The 14,874-nt window shown below is 69.3% G+C and carries 14 protein-coding genes; 4 read left to right on the top strand and 10 right to left on the bottom strand.

Annotated elements, in window-relative coordinates; all coding sequences use genetic code 11:
• Nucleotides 1-34 precede the first annotated feature (34 nt).
• From trpC to H289_RS0123250, 3 genes are all read right to left on the bottom strand, one after another.
• Nucleotides 35-853 (bottom strand): indole-3-glycerol phosphate synthase TrpC, encoded by an 819-nt coding sequence (trpC, locus tag H289_RS0123260; protein WP_020103242.1) that lies wholly within the window; start codon nt 851-853, stop codon nt 35-37.
• A 94-nt stretch (nt 854-947) separates the two neighbouring features.
• Nucleotides 948-1,574: a TIGR02234 family membrane protein gene (locus H289_RS0123255; RefSeq protein WP_020103241.1), complete on the bottom strand. Its 627-nt coding sequence runs from the start codon at nt 1,572-1,574 to the stop codon at nt 948-950.
• Nucleotides 1,571-3,106: an anthranilate synthase component I gene (locus H289_RS0123250; RefSeq protein ID WP_020103240.1), complete on the bottom strand. Its 1,536-nt coding sequence runs from the start codon at nt 3,104-3,106 to the stop codon at nt 1,571-1,573. Before H289_RS0123250 ends, H289_RS0123255 begins: the two co-directional genes overlap by 4 nt.
• 2 nt (nt 3,107-3,108) lie before the next feature.
• Between H289_RS0123250 and H289_RS0123245 the strand changes: the two genes are divergently transcribed.
• A complete protein-coding gene (locus H289_RS0123245; protein WP_020103239.1) occupies nt 3,109-3,564 on the top strand; it encodes a peroxiredoxin in 456 nt (151 codons plus the stop codon).
• On the opposite strand, the gene H289_RS0123240 is transcribed toward H289_RS0123245, so the two are convergent.
• Nucleotides 3,551-5,188, bottom strand: a complete 1,638-nt coding sequence (locus H289_RS0123240; RefSeq protein WP_020103238.1) for a 2-isopropylmalate synthase — start codon at nt 5,186-5,188, stop codon at nt 3,551-3,553. The two genes, H289_RS0123245 and H289_RS0123240, sit on opposite strands and share 14 nt — an antisense overlap.
• Before the next feature lie 195 nt (nt 5,189-5,383).
• Between H289_RS0123240 and H289_RS0123235 the strand changes: the two genes are divergently transcribed.
• Nucleotides 5,384-6,055, top strand: coding sequence for a FadR/GntR family transcriptional regulator (locus H289_RS0123235; RefSeq protein WP_020103237.1), 672 nt, complete (start codon nt 5,384-5,386; stop codon nt 6,053-6,055).
• On the top strand, nt 6,052-6,849 hold the full coding sequence (locus H289_RS0123230; protein WP_020103236.1) for an ABC transporter ATP-binding protein: 798 nt from the start codon (nt 6,052-6,054) through the stop codon (nt 6,847-6,849). The genes H289_RS0123235 and H289_RS0123230 overlap by 4 nt, the downstream gene beginning before the upstream one ends.
• 57 nt (nt 6,850-6,906) lie before the next feature.
• On the opposite strand, the gene atzF is transcribed toward H289_RS0123230, so the two are convergent.
• From atzF to H289_RS0123205, 5 genes are read right to left on the bottom strand one after another with little or no spacing between them, the layout of a single operon-like run.
• Nucleotides 6,907-8,586 (bottom strand): allophanate hydrolase, encoded by a 1,680-nt coding sequence (atzF, locus tag H289_RS0123225; RefSeq protein ID WP_020103235.1) that lies wholly within the window; start codon nt 8,584-8,586, stop codon nt 6,907-6,909.
• Nucleotides 8,583-10,604 carry a 5-oxoprolinase/urea amidolyase family protein gene (locus tag H289_RS31165; protein ID WP_036421264.1) on the bottom strand — a complete coding sequence of 674 codons (2,022 nt, stop codon included), beginning with the start codon at nt 10,602-10,604 and terminating at the stop codon, nt 8,583-8,585. The genes atzF and H289_RS31165 overlap by 4 nt, the downstream gene beginning before the upstream one ends.
• A 45-nt stretch (nt 10,605-10,649) precedes the next feature.
• Nucleotides 10,650-11,297 (bottom strand): urea amidolyase associated protein UAAP2, encoded by a 648-nt coding sequence (locus H289_RS0123215; RefSeq protein WP_020103233.1) that lies wholly within the window; start codon nt 11,295-11,297, stop codon nt 10,650-10,652.
• Nucleotides 11,294-12,157 carry an urea amidolyase associated protein UAAP1 gene (locus H289_RS0123210; RefSeq protein WP_020103232.1) on the bottom strand — a complete coding sequence of 288 codons (864 nt, stop codon included), beginning with the start codon at nt 12,155-12,157 and terminating at the stop codon, nt 11,294-11,296. Before H289_RS0123210 ends, H289_RS0123215 begins: the two co-directional genes overlap by 4 nt.
• 34 nt (nt 12,158-12,191) lie before the next feature.
• Nucleotides 12,192-13,700, bottom strand: a complete 1,509-nt coding sequence (locus tag H289_RS0123205; RefSeq protein WP_020103231.1) for an amino acid permease — start codon at nt 13,698-13,700, stop codon at nt 12,192-12,194.
• 162 nt (nt 13,701-13,862) lie between these two features.
• Here H289_RS0123205 and H289_RS0123200 point away from each other — a divergent pair, with 162 nt between their 5' ends.
• Nucleotides 13,863-14,513, top strand: a complete 651-nt coding sequence (locus tag H289_RS0123200) for a TetR/AcrR family transcriptional regulator (RefSeq protein ID WP_020103230.1) — start codon at nt 13,863-13,865, stop codon at nt 14,511-14,513.
• Here the strand turns inward: H289_RS0123200 and hisI are convergent.
• Nucleotides 14,510-14,857 (bottom strand): phosphoribosyl-AMP cyclohydrolase, encoded by a 348-nt coding sequence (hisI, locus tag H289_RS0123195; RefSeq protein WP_020103229.1) that lies wholly within the window; start codon nt 14,855-14,857, stop codon nt 14,510-14,512. The two genes, H289_RS0123200 and hisI, sit on opposite strands and share 4 nt — an antisense overlap.
• Between the last annotated feature and the right edge of the window lie 17 nt (nt 14,858-14,874).

The following is a 14,874-nucleotide window of genomic DNA, read 5'->3' as shown; positions in this document are numbered from 1 at the left end:
ACTCGGGCTGCTTCTTCGCGCAGGAGCCCGCAATTCAGCGGGCTGGTTTCGGGCAGGACGGGTGCGTGCCGGCCGTCACCAGGTCGGCGACGGCGCTGCGGGGGTCGCCACTGGTCACCAGGCCTTCGCCGACCAGGACGGCGTCGGCGCCGGCACCGGCGTAGGCCAGCAGGTCGGCGGTGCCACGCACTCCCGACTCGGCGATCCGGATGATGTTGCTCGGCAGACCGGGTGCGATGCGGCCGAAGCAGTCGCGGTCGACCTCGAGGGTCTTGAGGTCGCGGGCGTTGACGCCGATGACCTTGGCACCGGCCTGGATGGCGCGGTCCGCTTCTTCCTCGGTGTGCACCTCGACCAGCGGGGTCATCCCGAGCGACTCGGTCCGGTCGATCATCGAGGTCAGCACCGACTGCTCCAGCGCCGCGACGATCAGCAGCAGCATGTCGGCGCCGTGCGCCCGGGCCTCGTGAATCTGGTACGGGGTGACGATGAAGTCCTTGCGCAGCACCGGGATCGACACCGCGGCACGCACGGCGTCCAGATCGGCCAGCGAACCGTTGAAGCGACGCTCCTCGGTCAGCACGCTGATCACCCGGGCACCGCCGGACTCGTAGGCCTTGGCCAGCTTGGCGGGATCGTCGATCTGCGCCAACGCCCCCTTGCTGGGGCTCGCCCGCTTCACTTCGGCGATGACGCCGATGCCCGGCTCCCGCAGCGCGGCGAGAGCGTCCTTGGCCGTCGGCGCCTTCTTGGCCCGCTCCTTGACCTCGGTCAGACTCAGCGCGGCTTCACGGGTGGCAACATCAGCGCGAACTCCCTCGATGATGGAGTCGAGCACGGTCCCCGAAGTCATAACGCGTCGTCGTCCTTCCGTGCCGGTTCGGCAAGCCAGATGATCATCTCGAAGGGTAGTCGCCAGGGCGGCGCAGACTGCCACCGGGCCACGCTCATTTCCCGCCGCCGTCGTTCTGGGAGGGATCAGGTCCCTCGTTCCGGGTCGGATCATGGCCTTCGTCCAAGGCGTCCCAGATCATCCGTTCGGACATGCCGTCGGCGGCTTCTTCCTGTGCCGCCTCGCGGCGCGCGGCCGGCGCGGCATATTTCGACGTGGCCGGCGCCGCAGCACTCTGACCGGCCGAACGCATCAACAAAACGGCTCCGACCAGCGTCAACACGGCGGCGGCCAGCGTCACCCCGGCACCCCAGTAGTGCCGCTGCGTGCCAACGAGGAACATGACCGCGATCTGTGCCATGTCGGCGGCGCGCACCGAGACGTCGGTGACCACCCACAGACTGATGGCCAGATATCCCATCCCAGCGCTCGCGACGGCGACCAGCAGCGCCAGCAGCCGCAGCGCCCAGCCCCGCACGGCGAGCGCCGCCACCGCGGCAGCGCCGGCCAGCAGCGCCAGCGGGATGAGGGCCGTGGACCAGGCCGCGCCGGACAGCGTCGTCGTCTTCGGCTGGCCCAGCCCGTCGAACGACGACACGTCGACCCAGGGCAGCCGGGAGGCGCCCCACAGCATCAGCGCGGCGACGAGCAGCAGCACCTGAGCGGTGCGGGTGGTCCTCACGGCTCGCTCAGGGTCTCGGCAGCCGCGATCGCCGCCAGGACGGCCTTGGCCTTGTTGGACGACTCGTTGTACTCGTACGGCCCGTTGGAGTCCGCGACGACGCCACCACCGGCCTGCACGTAAGCGGTGCCGCCGCGCATCAGCGCGGTGCGGATCGCGATGGCGAAGTCGGCGTTACCGGCGAAGTCGAGATACCCGAGCACACCGCCGTACAGGCCGCGGCGGGTCAGTTCGACCTCTTCGATGAGTTCCATGGCCCGGACCTTCGGCGCCCCCGACAGCGTCCCGGCCGGGAAACAGGCGGTGACGGCGTCCAGCGCCGTCTTGTCGTCGGCGAGGTGGCCGGTGACGGTGGAGACCAGGTGCATGACGTGGCTGTAGCGCTCGATGTGGCTGTAGTCCTCGACGCGGACGGTCCCCGGCCGGCAGACGCGGCCCAGATCGTTGCGGCCCAGGTCGACCAGCATCAGGTGCTCGGAGCGCTCCTTGTCGTCGGCGAGGAGCTCCTTTTCGAGGAGGATGTCGTCCTCCTCGGTGGCGCCGCGCCACCGGGTGCCGGCGATGGGGTGCGTGGTCGCCACCCCGTCCTTCACCGTGACGAGCGCCTCCGGGCTGGAGCCGACGACCGAGAAGTCAAGGCCGCCTTCGGCATTGGGCACGTTGAGGAGATACATGTACGGGCTGGGGTTGGTCACCCGCAGGACCCGGTACACGTCGATGGGGTCGGCGGCGGTGTCCAGCTCGAAGCGCTGCGAGGGCACCACCTGGAACGCCTCGCCGGCCTCGATGTCGCCGACGAGCTTCTCGACGATGGCCGTGTACTCCTCGACCGTGCGCTGCTGGCGCGGTTGCGGCTGTGGCCGGCTGAAGGTCGCGATGCTCGACGGCAGCGGCTCCCCCAGCGCCTTGGTCATGACGTCGAGGCGGGAGACGGCATCGTCGTAGGCCCAGTCGACGCGCTCGTCGGTGCCGTTCCAGTTGACCGCGTTGGCGATGAGCGTGATGGTGCCCTCGTGGTGGTCGACGGCGGCCATGTCGGTGGCCAGCAGCAGCACCATGTCCGGCAGTTTGAGGTCGTCGACCGCCAACTCCGGCAGCCGTTCCAGCCGGCGCACCATGTCGTAGGCGAAGTAACCCACCAGCCCGCTCGACAGTGGCGGCAGCCCCGGCACCGGCGCGGTCTGCAGCAGCGCCAGGGTGTCGCGCACGGCCTGCAGCGGGTCGCCGCCTCGCGGTGCGTCCTGCGGGGTGTTGCCGAGCCAGACGGCTTCGCCGTCACGGACCGTCAGCGCCGACGGGGCGCCCGCACCGATGAACGACCATCGCGACCACGAGCGCCCGTTCTCGGCCGATTCCAGCAGAAACGTGCCGGGACGGTTGGCGGCCAGCTTGCGGTAGGCCGACAACGGCGTCTCGCTGTCGGCGAGCACCTTGCGCGTCACCGGCACGACACGGTGCTCGGCGGCCAGCGCCTGGAATTCCTCACGTGAGGTCGTCTTCACGCGGTCATCCTCCCAGAAGTAGCGTGGCAACCATGAAACGTGGTGACGTCGTCGCAGAGTTCAATCTCCCCGACCAGACCGGGACGAACCGCAGCCTTTCCGAACTGCTGGCCGACGGGCCGATCGTGCTGTTCTTCTACCCCGCGGCCATGACGCCGGGCTGCACCATGGAGGCCTGCCACTTCCGCGACCTGGCGGCCGAGTTCGCCGCCGTCGGTGCGTCCCGGGTCGGGATCAGCATGGACGCGGTCGAGAAGCAGGACAAGTTCGCCGAGAAGCACAGCTTCGACTACCCGCTGCTGTCGGACACCTCCGGCGCGGTGGCCGAGGCGTTCGGTGTGAAACGTGGCCTGCTCGGCAAGCTGATGCCCGTCAAGCGGACCACGTTCGTCATCGACACCGACCGCAAGGTTCTCGAGGTGATCGCCAGCGAGATCTCGATGGACTCTCACGCCGACAAGGCGCTCGAGGTGCTCAGGGCGCGTTAGCCGCCCGGATCACCGCCGCCAGTGACGCGGTGAGCACCGAGTCACTGCGGCCGCACGACCAGCCGCCGCGGTGCTCGAGGTAGGTGACCGCCGTGTCGCCGATCGACTGCTGGGTGAGGCTCAGGATCTCGACGGGCCGGTCCACATCGGCCAGCGCCTGGGTCAGCGCCTCGACCGGTCCGACGCCGCGGTGCGTACTCGTGCGGGCGACCCCGTTGACGGTCAGGGTGATCTCGGTGGTGTCGTCGCTGCTGGCGTGCCAGTCCTTCAGCTCCACCGGGCCACTGCAGCCCAGGTAGGTCGCCTCGAACAGCTCGTACAGCTCGGCGGCGGTCACCTCGGCGCCACTGCCGTCGGTGTGGGCCTGCACATGCCGCGCGAAATCGATCTGCAGCCGCCGCGGCAGGTCCAGTCCGTACCCGGTGTTCAGCAGGTAGGCGATGCCGCCCTTGCCGGATTGTGAGTTCACCCGGATGACGGCGTCATAACTGCGGCCGATGTCGGCCGGATCGATCGGCAGATACGGCACCCGCCAATCGATTTCGCGTTCGTCCCGGTTCTGCGCCGCTGCCCGGGCCCGGTGCTCGGCCATGCCCTTCTTGATCGCGTCCTGATGCGTGCCCGAGAACGCGGTGTGCACCAGGTCGCCAACATACGGATGCCGTTCGTGGATCGGCATCCGGGTGCAGTGCGACACGGTGCGGGCGATCGCGTCGATATCGGAGAAGTCGATCATCGGGTCGACGCCCTGCGCATACAGATTGAGCGCCAGGGTGGCGATGTCGACGTTGCCGGTGCGCTCGCCATTGCCGAACACGCAGCCCTCGACGCGTTGCGCGCCGGCCAGCACTGCCAGTTCGGCGCAGGCGACGCCCGTCCCCCGGTCGTTGTGCGGGTGCACCGACAGGATCACCGCGTCGCGGCGGGCCAGGTTCCGGTGCATGTACTCGATCTGGTCGGCGTACACGTTGGGCGTCGCAACCTCAACGGTGGCAGGCAGATTCAGGATCACCGGCCGGCTCGCGGTGGCGTCCCACAGCTGTGACACGGCGTCGCAGATCTCCAGCACGTAATCGGGTTCGGTGAGGTTGAACACCTCCGGCGAGAACTGGAACCGGACGTTCGGCATGTCCTCGGTCAGGGTGAGCACGTCGAGCGCGCCGTGCAGGATCAGGCTGCGCAGCTCGTCGCGGTCCTTGCCCAGCACGGTGTTTCGCCACGTGGGCGCGGTCGCGGTGTACATGTGGATGACGACGTCGTTGCGCATGCCCAGCACCGATTCGACGGTGCGCTCGATCAGGTCGCGGCGGGCCGGGGTGAACACCGCGATGGTGACATCCTCTGGTGCGATGTCGGTTTCGGCCAACAGCCGGACGAAGTCGAAGTCGGTCTGCGACGCCGACGGGTAGCCGACCTCGATCTCCTTGTAGCCGATGGCGACGAGCTGCTCGAAGAACCGGCGTTTGCGTTCCGGGTCCATCGGCTCGGCCAGGGCCTGGTTGCCGTCACGCAGGTCGACGGGCACCCACAGCGGCGCGGTGGTGATTCGGTTACTGGGCCAATCCCTTTCGGCCACGGGAACATCCACCCGATTGAAGACATCGGTGTAGCGATGCCACGGCATGGGTGACGGCTGTTGACGGTTCCAGGAAGTGCTCATGAGTGGTCTGCTTTCGGTCAGGGATGAAAGTGACCGGTCGCGACAGAGCCCCACGGCAGGGGGCCGGTCGTTTCAGACCCCGCCGCGGCAGCCAAGGAGAAGCACGCGCGTCATGATGGGTAGACTATACACAACTCCTCAGACAAGTAGAGAGGCATCATGGTCGCGCAGGTACAGCGTCAACCCCTGGCGGCGCAAGCCGCGCAGCTCCTGCTGACGCGCATCAAGGACGGTGAATGGGCCCTCGGACAACGACTTCCGGGCGAGACGACGCTGGCCGCACAGCTCGGCGTCGGCCGCTCGACACTGCGCGAAGCCATCCGAGAACTGGCCGGAAAGGGCGTCCTCGACAGCCGTCAGGGTGCCGGTGTCTTCGTCACCGCCCTCGACGTCTCCGACGACTGGGACACCGTACTGCGCAGCGCGAACATCGCCTCGGTGATCGAGGCCCGGATCGCCATCGAGGCCGAGGGCGCGGCCCTGGCCGCCACCCGCCGCACGCCGGCCGACCTGCGCACCATCCGGCGCACGCTCGCCGCGCGCGGCGTCGTCGGCCAGTCGGTGCCCGAACACGTGGATGCGGACATGGCGTTTCACCGGGCCGTGATCGCCGCGGCCCACAATGACGTGCTGACCCAGCTGTTCGACGCGTTCCTCCCCCGACTGCGGCTGGCCATGATCGACATGCTGAAGATCCGCCCGATCACATCGGAGCCGTGCGACCACGCCCTGCATCAACAACTCGCCGACGCCATCGTGGCGCGCGACCCCGACGCCGCGGCTGCCGCGAGCCGCACCCACCTGAGCGCTTTGAAGGAGTCGTTCACATGACCCCGGTCCTCGAACTCGACAACGTCACCTTCCGTCGCGAGGGCAAGCAGATCATCGACGGCATCTCGCTGACGGTGCACGAGGGCGAGCACTGGGCGCTGCTCGGCCCGAACGGCGCAGGCAAGAGCACGCTGCTCGGCTTCTGCGGCGCAGTCACGTTCCCGACGACGGGCACCGTGCGGGTGCTGGGCGCACAGATGGGCCGCACCGACCTGGCGCCGCTGCGACGGTCGATCGGTCACGTCAATCCCCGGCACCGGTTGCAGTACCCGCTGACGGTGCGCGAGGTGGTCCTGACCGGCGTCACCGGCACCATCGACATCGCGGCACGCTGGACACCCACCGCCGACGACGTCGCACGGGCCGACGATTTGATCGGCACCGTCGGATTGACCCACCGCGCCGACGCGGTGTGGCCGACGCTCTCGCAGGGCGAGCGCGGCCGGACCCTGATCGCCCGCGCGCTGATCGCCGAACCCCGGCTGCTGCTGCTCGACGAGCCGACCACCGGCCTCGATGTCGCCGCGCGCGAGCAGCTGCTGGAAACCCTTGATGCGCTGGAGCATTCACATCCCGAGATGGCGTCGATCCTGGTGACGCACCACCTCGAGGAGCTGCCGACGTCGACGTCGCACGCGCTGTTGATCTCCGATGGCCGCACCGTCGCGGTGGGCCCGGCGGTCGAGACCGTGACGACCGATCATGTGACAGAGGCCTTTTCACACCCCATCGAGGTCGGCTGCGACCACGGCCGGTGGTCGGCGCGGGCAAAGGCCGGCCGGGTCATCGCCTAACTCTGACCGGGATTTGTGCACGATTTTCCGCGCTTGCCGCGGAAAATCGTGCACAAATCACTGGGTGGCGAACTCGCGGGCCTGGAGATACGCCCGCCAGCCACCGAATTCCGAGATGTCGGGCGCCGCGATGGCGGCCTCGTCGGCACACACGAAGCCGGTCTCCCAGGACCCGTCGTCGAGCTCGACCGCCGCCAGCCCCATCGGAGTCGGGAGGGCCGCCAGGAACGTCCCGAGCGCCGCCGGCGAGAGCGACCAACGCTCCACCTCGAAAGCCCGTCCACCATGGGGCAGCCGCACCAGCGCGGGCTTGCCCGACGGTAGCGCCGTCATCCGATAGCGGTCGGCCGTGCGCGCCGGCCCGTCCCACCGCGCCCCGAGATCGTGGAGCTGACCGGCCAGCGGCTGATCACGCAGATGCGCTCCGGCCACGACCAGCGTCAGCACCCCGGCGCCCGCGCGCTCGGGCCAGGACGCCGCCGCACCGCGCTCGCCACCGCCCAGGCGGGCCGCGATGTCCGCGACCACGGCGTCATCGAAGGCCCGGCCCAGCACCGTGACGCCGAATTGTGCTGTGGTGCCGTCGGATTCGGCGACCTCGCCCGCCGGAACCGCGACGCCGCACATGTCGAAGAGATTGCAGAAGTTGGTATACGTACCGATCCGGGCGTTGACCGCGACCGGGTCGGCCGCCACCTCGGCGAGCGTGGGATGCAGCGGAGCGGTGGGGACGAGCAGCGCGTCGCACTCCCCCAATGCCCGGAAGGCCCGCTCCCGCAGGCGGTCCAACTCACGACGGTCACGCAGCAGCCCGGTCGCGGTGTGGGAGCCGCCGGCGGTGATGATGGCCGCGACCGTCGGGTCCAGACCGGCGTCGGCACCGGCACCACTGATGAAGTCCCCCACCGCTTCCGTGCGTTCAGCGACCAGTGCCCCGTCGTACAACAGCCGCGCGGCGGCCAGGAAGTCCGTCAGGTCGATGGGGACGATCCGCATCCCGGCATCCCGCGCGGCGTCGACCGCGCGCTGGAACGCGACGTCCCAACCGGGCGCCAGCGCCGGCAGCTCGGCGGGTACCGCGAGCACCGGTTCTGCTGGGGCGGCGAAGCGCGTCGACGCGGGCCACGGCCGCTGCGTGGTGGTCGCCATCACGGCCATGGCGCTCTCTGCCGTGGCCAGGTCACGCGCCAGGATCGTCACGCAATCGTAGCTCGGGCAGGCCGGAACGACGCCTGTCGTCGACACCAGCCCGATGGTGCCCTTGATTCCGACCAGGCCCTGGAACGCCGCCGGCACCCGGCCGGATCCCGCAGTGTCCGTGGCGATTCCGATGTCAGCCGCACCGATGGCCACGGCGACGGCCGAACCCGACGACGAGCCGCCCGAGATCCGGTCCGGTCGCCGGGCGTCACGCACCGCGCCGTAGGGGCTTCGAGTGCCGACGAGCCCGGTGGCGAACTGGTCCAGATTGGTCTTGCCGATCACGACCGCGCCGGCCGCCCGCAGCGCCGCCACCACCGGCGCGTCGGCATCCGGGGTGTAGGCGTAGCCCGGGCACGCCGCCGTGGTCGGCAGGCCCGCGACGTCGACGTTGTCCTTGACCGCCAGCAGCTGACCGGCCAGCGGTCCCTGCGCCTGTGCGACCTCGCGGCGCACGGTGTCCTCGTCCCGGACGGTGATGAAGGCCTCCGGTCGCTGTGCGATGGCCGCGTAGGCGGCGCTGATCCGGTCCGTCATGCGACTTCCTGTCCTGTTGTGGCGCACGGCTTCTTGCGCGCGCCGATCTCGCCACTGGCCTCCCAGCGGGCCCGCTCCTCGTTGCGGGCGGCGGTCATCCGCTGTCGTACCGCGGCGATGTCGTCGGCTTCCCTCGACAGGAAGTTGAGATAGTCCGCGATGCGGAACTCACCGTCGGTGATGTCGACCGTGCCGCGTCCGGCGGCGACGTCGGCCCGCAGATCGGTCAGTTCCTCCGACGACACCGGGTACCACGACACCTGGTCGAAGAACCGCAGCAGCCACGGCTGTTCGGGCTCGAAACCCGGTGCGGACAACGGGTATCGGTGGTTCCACACCTGCGTGGTGCGGCCCATCAACTGGTAGCCGCCCGGGCCTTCCATACCGTAGATGCACAGGTAGGCACCGCCGATCCCGACCGCGTTCTCCGGCGTCCAGGTGCGCGCCGGGTTGTACTTGGTGGTGACCACCCGGTGGCGGGGATCGACCGGGGTGGCGACGGGGGCGCCGAGGTAGACATCCCCCAGACCGAGCACGAGATAGCTTGCCGCATGGACGATGTCGAACACCTCCTGCTGCGACTCGAGGCCGTTCATCCGCCGGATGAACTCGATGTTGCTCGGGCACCACGGCGCGTCGTCGCGCACACCGTTGCGGTACCGGTCGATGGCGAGCCGGATGGTCGGGTCGTCCCAACTCAACGGCAGCCGCACCGAGCGGCTCGGCAGCACCAGTTGGTCGACGGGTCCGAGCGCGGACTCGAGGTCGAGCACGAAAGCCGTCATCGCCTGGTGGTCGGTGAGCGCGGCGTCGAACTTGACCTGCAGCGAACGGATCCCGGGCGTCAGGTCGATGATGCCGCGGGGCCGGTGCGCGTCGATCGCGGTGTGCAGGGCGTGCACCCGCGCCCGCAGCACGAGATCCAGTGTCATCGTGCCGTATTCGACCAGCAGGTTGTCATCACCGCTGCGGCGCAGGGTCATCGACGTCGTACCATCGCCGGTGACGCCGCGGTGCAGGACACCGTCGTCGCCGTCGCCGCGCGGGCTGCGCACCACCGGGGACGCCGCGCGCCGTGAGGTGCCCAGGGCCGCCAGCGGTGCCGCGGCACTGGCCCGCACCGGTACGAAGCGCACCCGGTCGCCGGGCGTGAGCTGCCCGAGCTTCCAGCGGTCCGCCGACGTCACCGTCACCGGGCAGACGAAACCGCCGAGGCTGGGTCCGTCCGGACCGAGCAGGATCGGGGTATCGCCGGTGAAGTCCAGGGCGCCAACCGAATACGGGGTGTCGTGGATGTTCGACGGGTGCAGGCCGGCCTCACCGCCGTCGGGCCGGGCCCACTGCGGCTTCGGCCCGACCAGGCGCACACCCGTGCGGTCGAGGTTGTGGTCGACCAGATACGTGGCCTCGTAGAGGCTTTCGATGTCGGCGCGGGTGAAGAACTCCGGCGCGCCATGCGGTCCTTCGGTGACCGCCAGGCGCCATTCGTGGCCGATCGACGGGATCTCCTCATCGGTCAGCCGGCGCGGTCGTCCCCCCGGGGTACCCAGATCGAGACGGTCGCCGGCCGCGAGGGCCCGCCCACCGGCGCCGAACTTCCCGAGCGTGAACGTCGAACGCGAGCCGAGGTACGCCTCGGCCTCGATACCACCGGCCACCGCGATGTAGATGCGCATGCCGACGCCCTGCACCGCGCCGATCTCGAGCACACCGCCCTCCGGAACGGCGATGGGCGCCCACTGCCGTGCCGGGACACCGTCGAGCGTGACCGATACCGGGGCGCCGGTGACGCAGACGACCGTCGCCTCGTCGAATCCCAGTGTCGGACCGGCCATCGTGGCCTCGAGGCCGGGTGCGCCCTCGGCGTTACCGACCGCGAGGTTGGCCAGCCGCAGTGACAGGTCGTCCATCGGGCCTGACGGCGGAACGCCCACCTGCCAGTAGCCGATGCGGCCCGGCCAGTCCTGGACGGTGGTGCTCGGCCCGGGCCGCAGCACGGTAAGGGCGGATGGCGCCATTCCGGTACTCCTTCGAATGCAGAACGCGGTGCGAGAGAACGTGGATCAGGACGGGCGGGTGACGATCATCCGCACCGGTGTCGGATCGAAGCCGTTGCACGGGTTGTTGATCTGCGGGCAGTTGGACACCAGCACGAGAACGTCGGTGTCGGCGCGCAGCGCCACCCGCAGTCCCGGCGCCGACAGCCCGTCGACGATGCCGAGCGTACCGTCGGCCTCGACCGGCACGTTCATGAAGAAGTTGAGATTCGGTGCCAGGTCACGCTTTCCGAGGCCGTAGCGGGCGCCTTCGATCAGAAAGTTCTCGACGCACGCGTGCTGATGACGGGTGTGGTGGCCGTAGCGCAGCGTGTTGGACTCCTGCGAGCAGGCGCCGCCGACGGTGTCGTGATTGCCCACTTCGTCGGCAACAACAGTCATCAGTGCCCCACCGTCGCTGTCGCGCAACACCGTTCCGGTGCTGACGAACAACGACTTCTGCGCCGTGATGGTGGTCTGGGCGCTGTACCGGCGGGACGTGTCGTGCGCCCCGTAGATCAGCGTGTCCACAGCCTGATTGCCGTGCAGGTCGACGATGGTCAGCACATCGCCGGCCGCGACGATGGCCGACCAGGGACCGCGGGCCTCGACGATCTCGTCGAGGATGGTCGTGCCGGTCACCAGCGCGGGGACCGAGTCGATGACGGTGCTCATGCGGGAACTCCTTCGGTGAGGTGCAGTGCGGTCCAGACGTCTTCGGTGTTGCGGTGCGCGCGTTCGTATTCGGGTCCGATCGTTTCGGCTCGGGCGGCCAGGTCGGCGAGGTCGGCGGGTGCCGACCAGGCCAGCACCTCCAGATCGGACGTGTCGAAGGTCGGCGATTCGTCGAGCGGGTGCGCGGTGTTGGCGATCGCCACGATCACCGGCAGGTGCACGAGCAGTTCGATCGCCGTGCCGGCTCCGGCCGAGCCCGTCGACACCAGCTGGCCCGCGTCGTCGGCGCGGACGCCGTGGAAGAACGACACGCCGGGGCCGACGTCGCGCGGGCCCAGGCCGTGTTTGAGTGCGGCGAGCACCAGCAGCTCCCGGCCGGCTGGGCTGTCCGAGTGCGCGCTGCCGGCCCCGTAGCGGGCTTCGTTCTGGGATCGGGTTGTGGTGCCGCACAGGGCATCGTGGTGGCCCGAGGTGTCGGCGACGATGGTCGCCAGCACCCGTCCCTGGTCATCGAGCAGCGGGTGCCCGGTACCGAGGTACGCCTGCCACGGCACCTTGACGGTGTCGGCGGTGTTCAGGCGCTCCCAGGGGGCGTCGGCGCGCCACAGCAGCAGGTGCGCGCACGCGCGGCCGTCGATGTCGGTGAGCCGCAACCGCGTTCCGCGGTCCAGCACCTTGCTGGTGTAGCGGCCGCCGGGCACTGTCTCGGCCCAGGTCAGGCGGTCGGCATCGACACCGGCCGGCGGTGTCGGCCACTGCGATGCCGGGACGACGGGCATGGCTGCGGTGTGGGTGCCGGCTTGCGCACGGGCGTGTGCGCGGGCGGCGGCGGTCGTCGAGGTGGTGGACGAAGAACTCACGAGAATCCTTTCGGCAGTTGTGGATTGGACGGGGTCAGAGCGACCCGACGGGGCGTGGATGCGTGCGGCGGTACGGGAAGCACAGGGCGCCGAGCGCGACGATGGCGACGATGGTGAACGGCCCGGCCCACACCAGCAGCGGCATGGTGCCCGTCGGGTCGTAGATTTCCGGCCGCGGCCAGGCCAGGTTGATCACCATGGCCACGCCGTACACGACGGCGAAGATGTTGACCGGCAGACCCCAGCGGCCCAGCGAGAACAGCGGCCGGCCACCGGCGTCGGTAACCGATGCGTCCCAGCGCATTCCACGCAGCCGGTGCGCCAGGAGCGGCGCGGTCACCAGCAGGTAGGCGATGTAGATCGCGATGATGCAGACGCTGGCCAGGGTCGCGAAGATCGCGGAGTTGCCGACGTTCACCAGGAGCACACCGACGCACGCGACACCGACGACGATCGCGGGCGGAATGGGCGTCCCGGTAGCCGGATTGACGCGCGACAGCAGCGACGAGAACGGCAGCCGCTGGTCGCGTGCCATGGAGAACATCAGGCGGGTGGCCGCGGTCTGAATTGCCAAGGTGCAGATGAAGATCGCGATCGCCACGTCGACGAGGAGCAGCGTGCCCCACGGCGAGGACAGCACCGCGCCCAGCACGTAGGGCAGGCCTTCGGTCGCCAGACGGCCGTCGGTCAGGCTCGGCGCCGCCATGAGTGCGCCGACGATCATCAGACCGCCACCGAGTGCCGAGACGGTGAGCGCCGACCGGATGGTGCGCGGGGCGACCCGACGCGCGTCGCGCGTCTCCTCGGCGAGTTCACCGGCCGAACCGAAGCCGACCATGACGTAGGCGGCCATCAGGCCCGAGGCGATCCAGGCCCAGCCGTAGCCCGAACCCGCGCCGCCGGTGTCGAAGACGACCTGCGGACCACGCTGTGCGTGCGTGAAGAAGACACCGACGACGGCGATCACGCCGATGATCTCGCAGCACACGCCGATCGTCGCGACCCGCGACATCCAGCGCACCCCGATGCAGTTGATCGTGGTGGTGATGATGAGCAGCGCGGTACCCAGCAGCACGGCGTTGGCGGCGCCGTCGGCGGACGTCAGTGCGGTATCGGTGCCGATGATCTGGAAGCCCGACCACACCGCCGGCAGCACCACCTGCAGCGCGATGGCGGCGGCGGACGCCGTGATGATCTGGGCGACGATCATGAACCAGCCGCCGAACCAGCCGACCACCTCACCGCCGAGGCGGCGGGCCCACTGGTAGATGGCCCCCGAGATCGGGTAGCGGGCCGCGAGTTCGGCGAAGCACAGGGCCACCGCGAACTGTCCGATGAACACCACCGGCCAGGTCCAGAAGAACGCCGGACCGCCGAAACTGTATCCGAGGCCGAACAATTGGAAGATCGTGGTCAGGATCGACACGAACGAGAAACCGGCCGCGAACGAGGCGAACTTGCCCAGCGAGCGGTGCAGCTGTTGGTCGTAGCCGAACTCGGCGAGATCGTCGTGATCTGCCGGCGACGTGTTGGTCAATGTCATCCGATTCCGATTCTGCGAGGCCTAATACCTGTCAACTGACAGAATTAATGGGAAGCGTGACGCAGAGGGGTCACCGACGTTTCCGACGTGGGTCGCGATGTAACAGTTGCGTTTCACGCGAGCCGACGCTGCGCGGCTGACCGCAAGTGGCACAGTAGTGGCATGAGCCGCCCCGGCCGTCCCCGTCATCGCGATGCCCTACGCCCCGGCAGTACCGCCGTCGAACAGATCCTCGATGCCGCCGGAGAACTGTTTGTGACACAGGGCTTCACGGTGACCTCGACGCGGTCGATCGCCGAGGCCGTCGGCATCCGCCAGGCCTCGCTGTATCACCACTTCCCCAACAAAGAGGCCATCCTCGAGGCGCTGCTCGACGCGACGGTGGTGCCGTCGCTGGAGTTCGCGCGGCGCGTGACGCGCTCGGTGGACGATCCGAAGGCGGCCCTGTGGGCGGTGACGGCCGGTGACGCGGCCAACCTGCTGTCCGTGCCGTGGAACCTGGGCCGGCTCTATCTGCTGCCGGAGGTCGACGGCATCGAGGGCTTCCACCGCCGGCGCCGCGAGTTGCACGCCGTCTACCGCGAACTGGCGGTCGATGCCGTGGGTGGCCGCGACGAGTTCCGCTGTGGCCTGCCGGTACGCCTGACCGAGACGGTCATCGCGCAGCGCGTCGACGATCCCGAGATAACCGGTGACGAGGTGGCCGAAGCCATCGCCGATGCCGCCCTACGGGTGCTCGAGGTCGACGTCGACGACGCCCTGCGGGCCGAGGGACGCGCGCTGGTGAAGCAGCACCTGGCCGAGCCGGATTAGGCCTCGGGGGCCAGCAGCTGATCGGCGTCGAAGCAGCTGTGGTCGCCGGTGTGGCAGGCCCCACCGACCTGGTCGACCTCGAGCAGCACGGCATCGCCGTCACAGTCCAGCCGCACCGAGTGCACGTACTGCGTGTGGCCCGACGTCAGACCCTTGACCCACTGCTCACCACGCGAGCGGGAAAAGTACGTCGCCTCACGGGTTTCCAGGGTGCGGGCCAGCGCGTCGTCGTCCATCCAGGCGACCATCAGCACGTCGCCGGTGCCGCGCTGCTGCACCACGGCGGTGAACAGCCCGGCCTCGTTGCGCTTGATGCGGGCGGCGATATTCGAATCGAGACTCATCAGTGCCCTCTGCTCTT

Source organism: Mycobacterium sp. 360MFTsu5.1 (assembly GCF_000383495.1).
GTDB lineage: Bacteria > Actinomycetota > Actinomycetes > Mycobacteriales > Mycobacteriaceae > Mycobacterium > Mycobacterium mucogenicum_B.
This window is presented reverse-complemented; position numbering and strand designations above follow the sequence as displayed.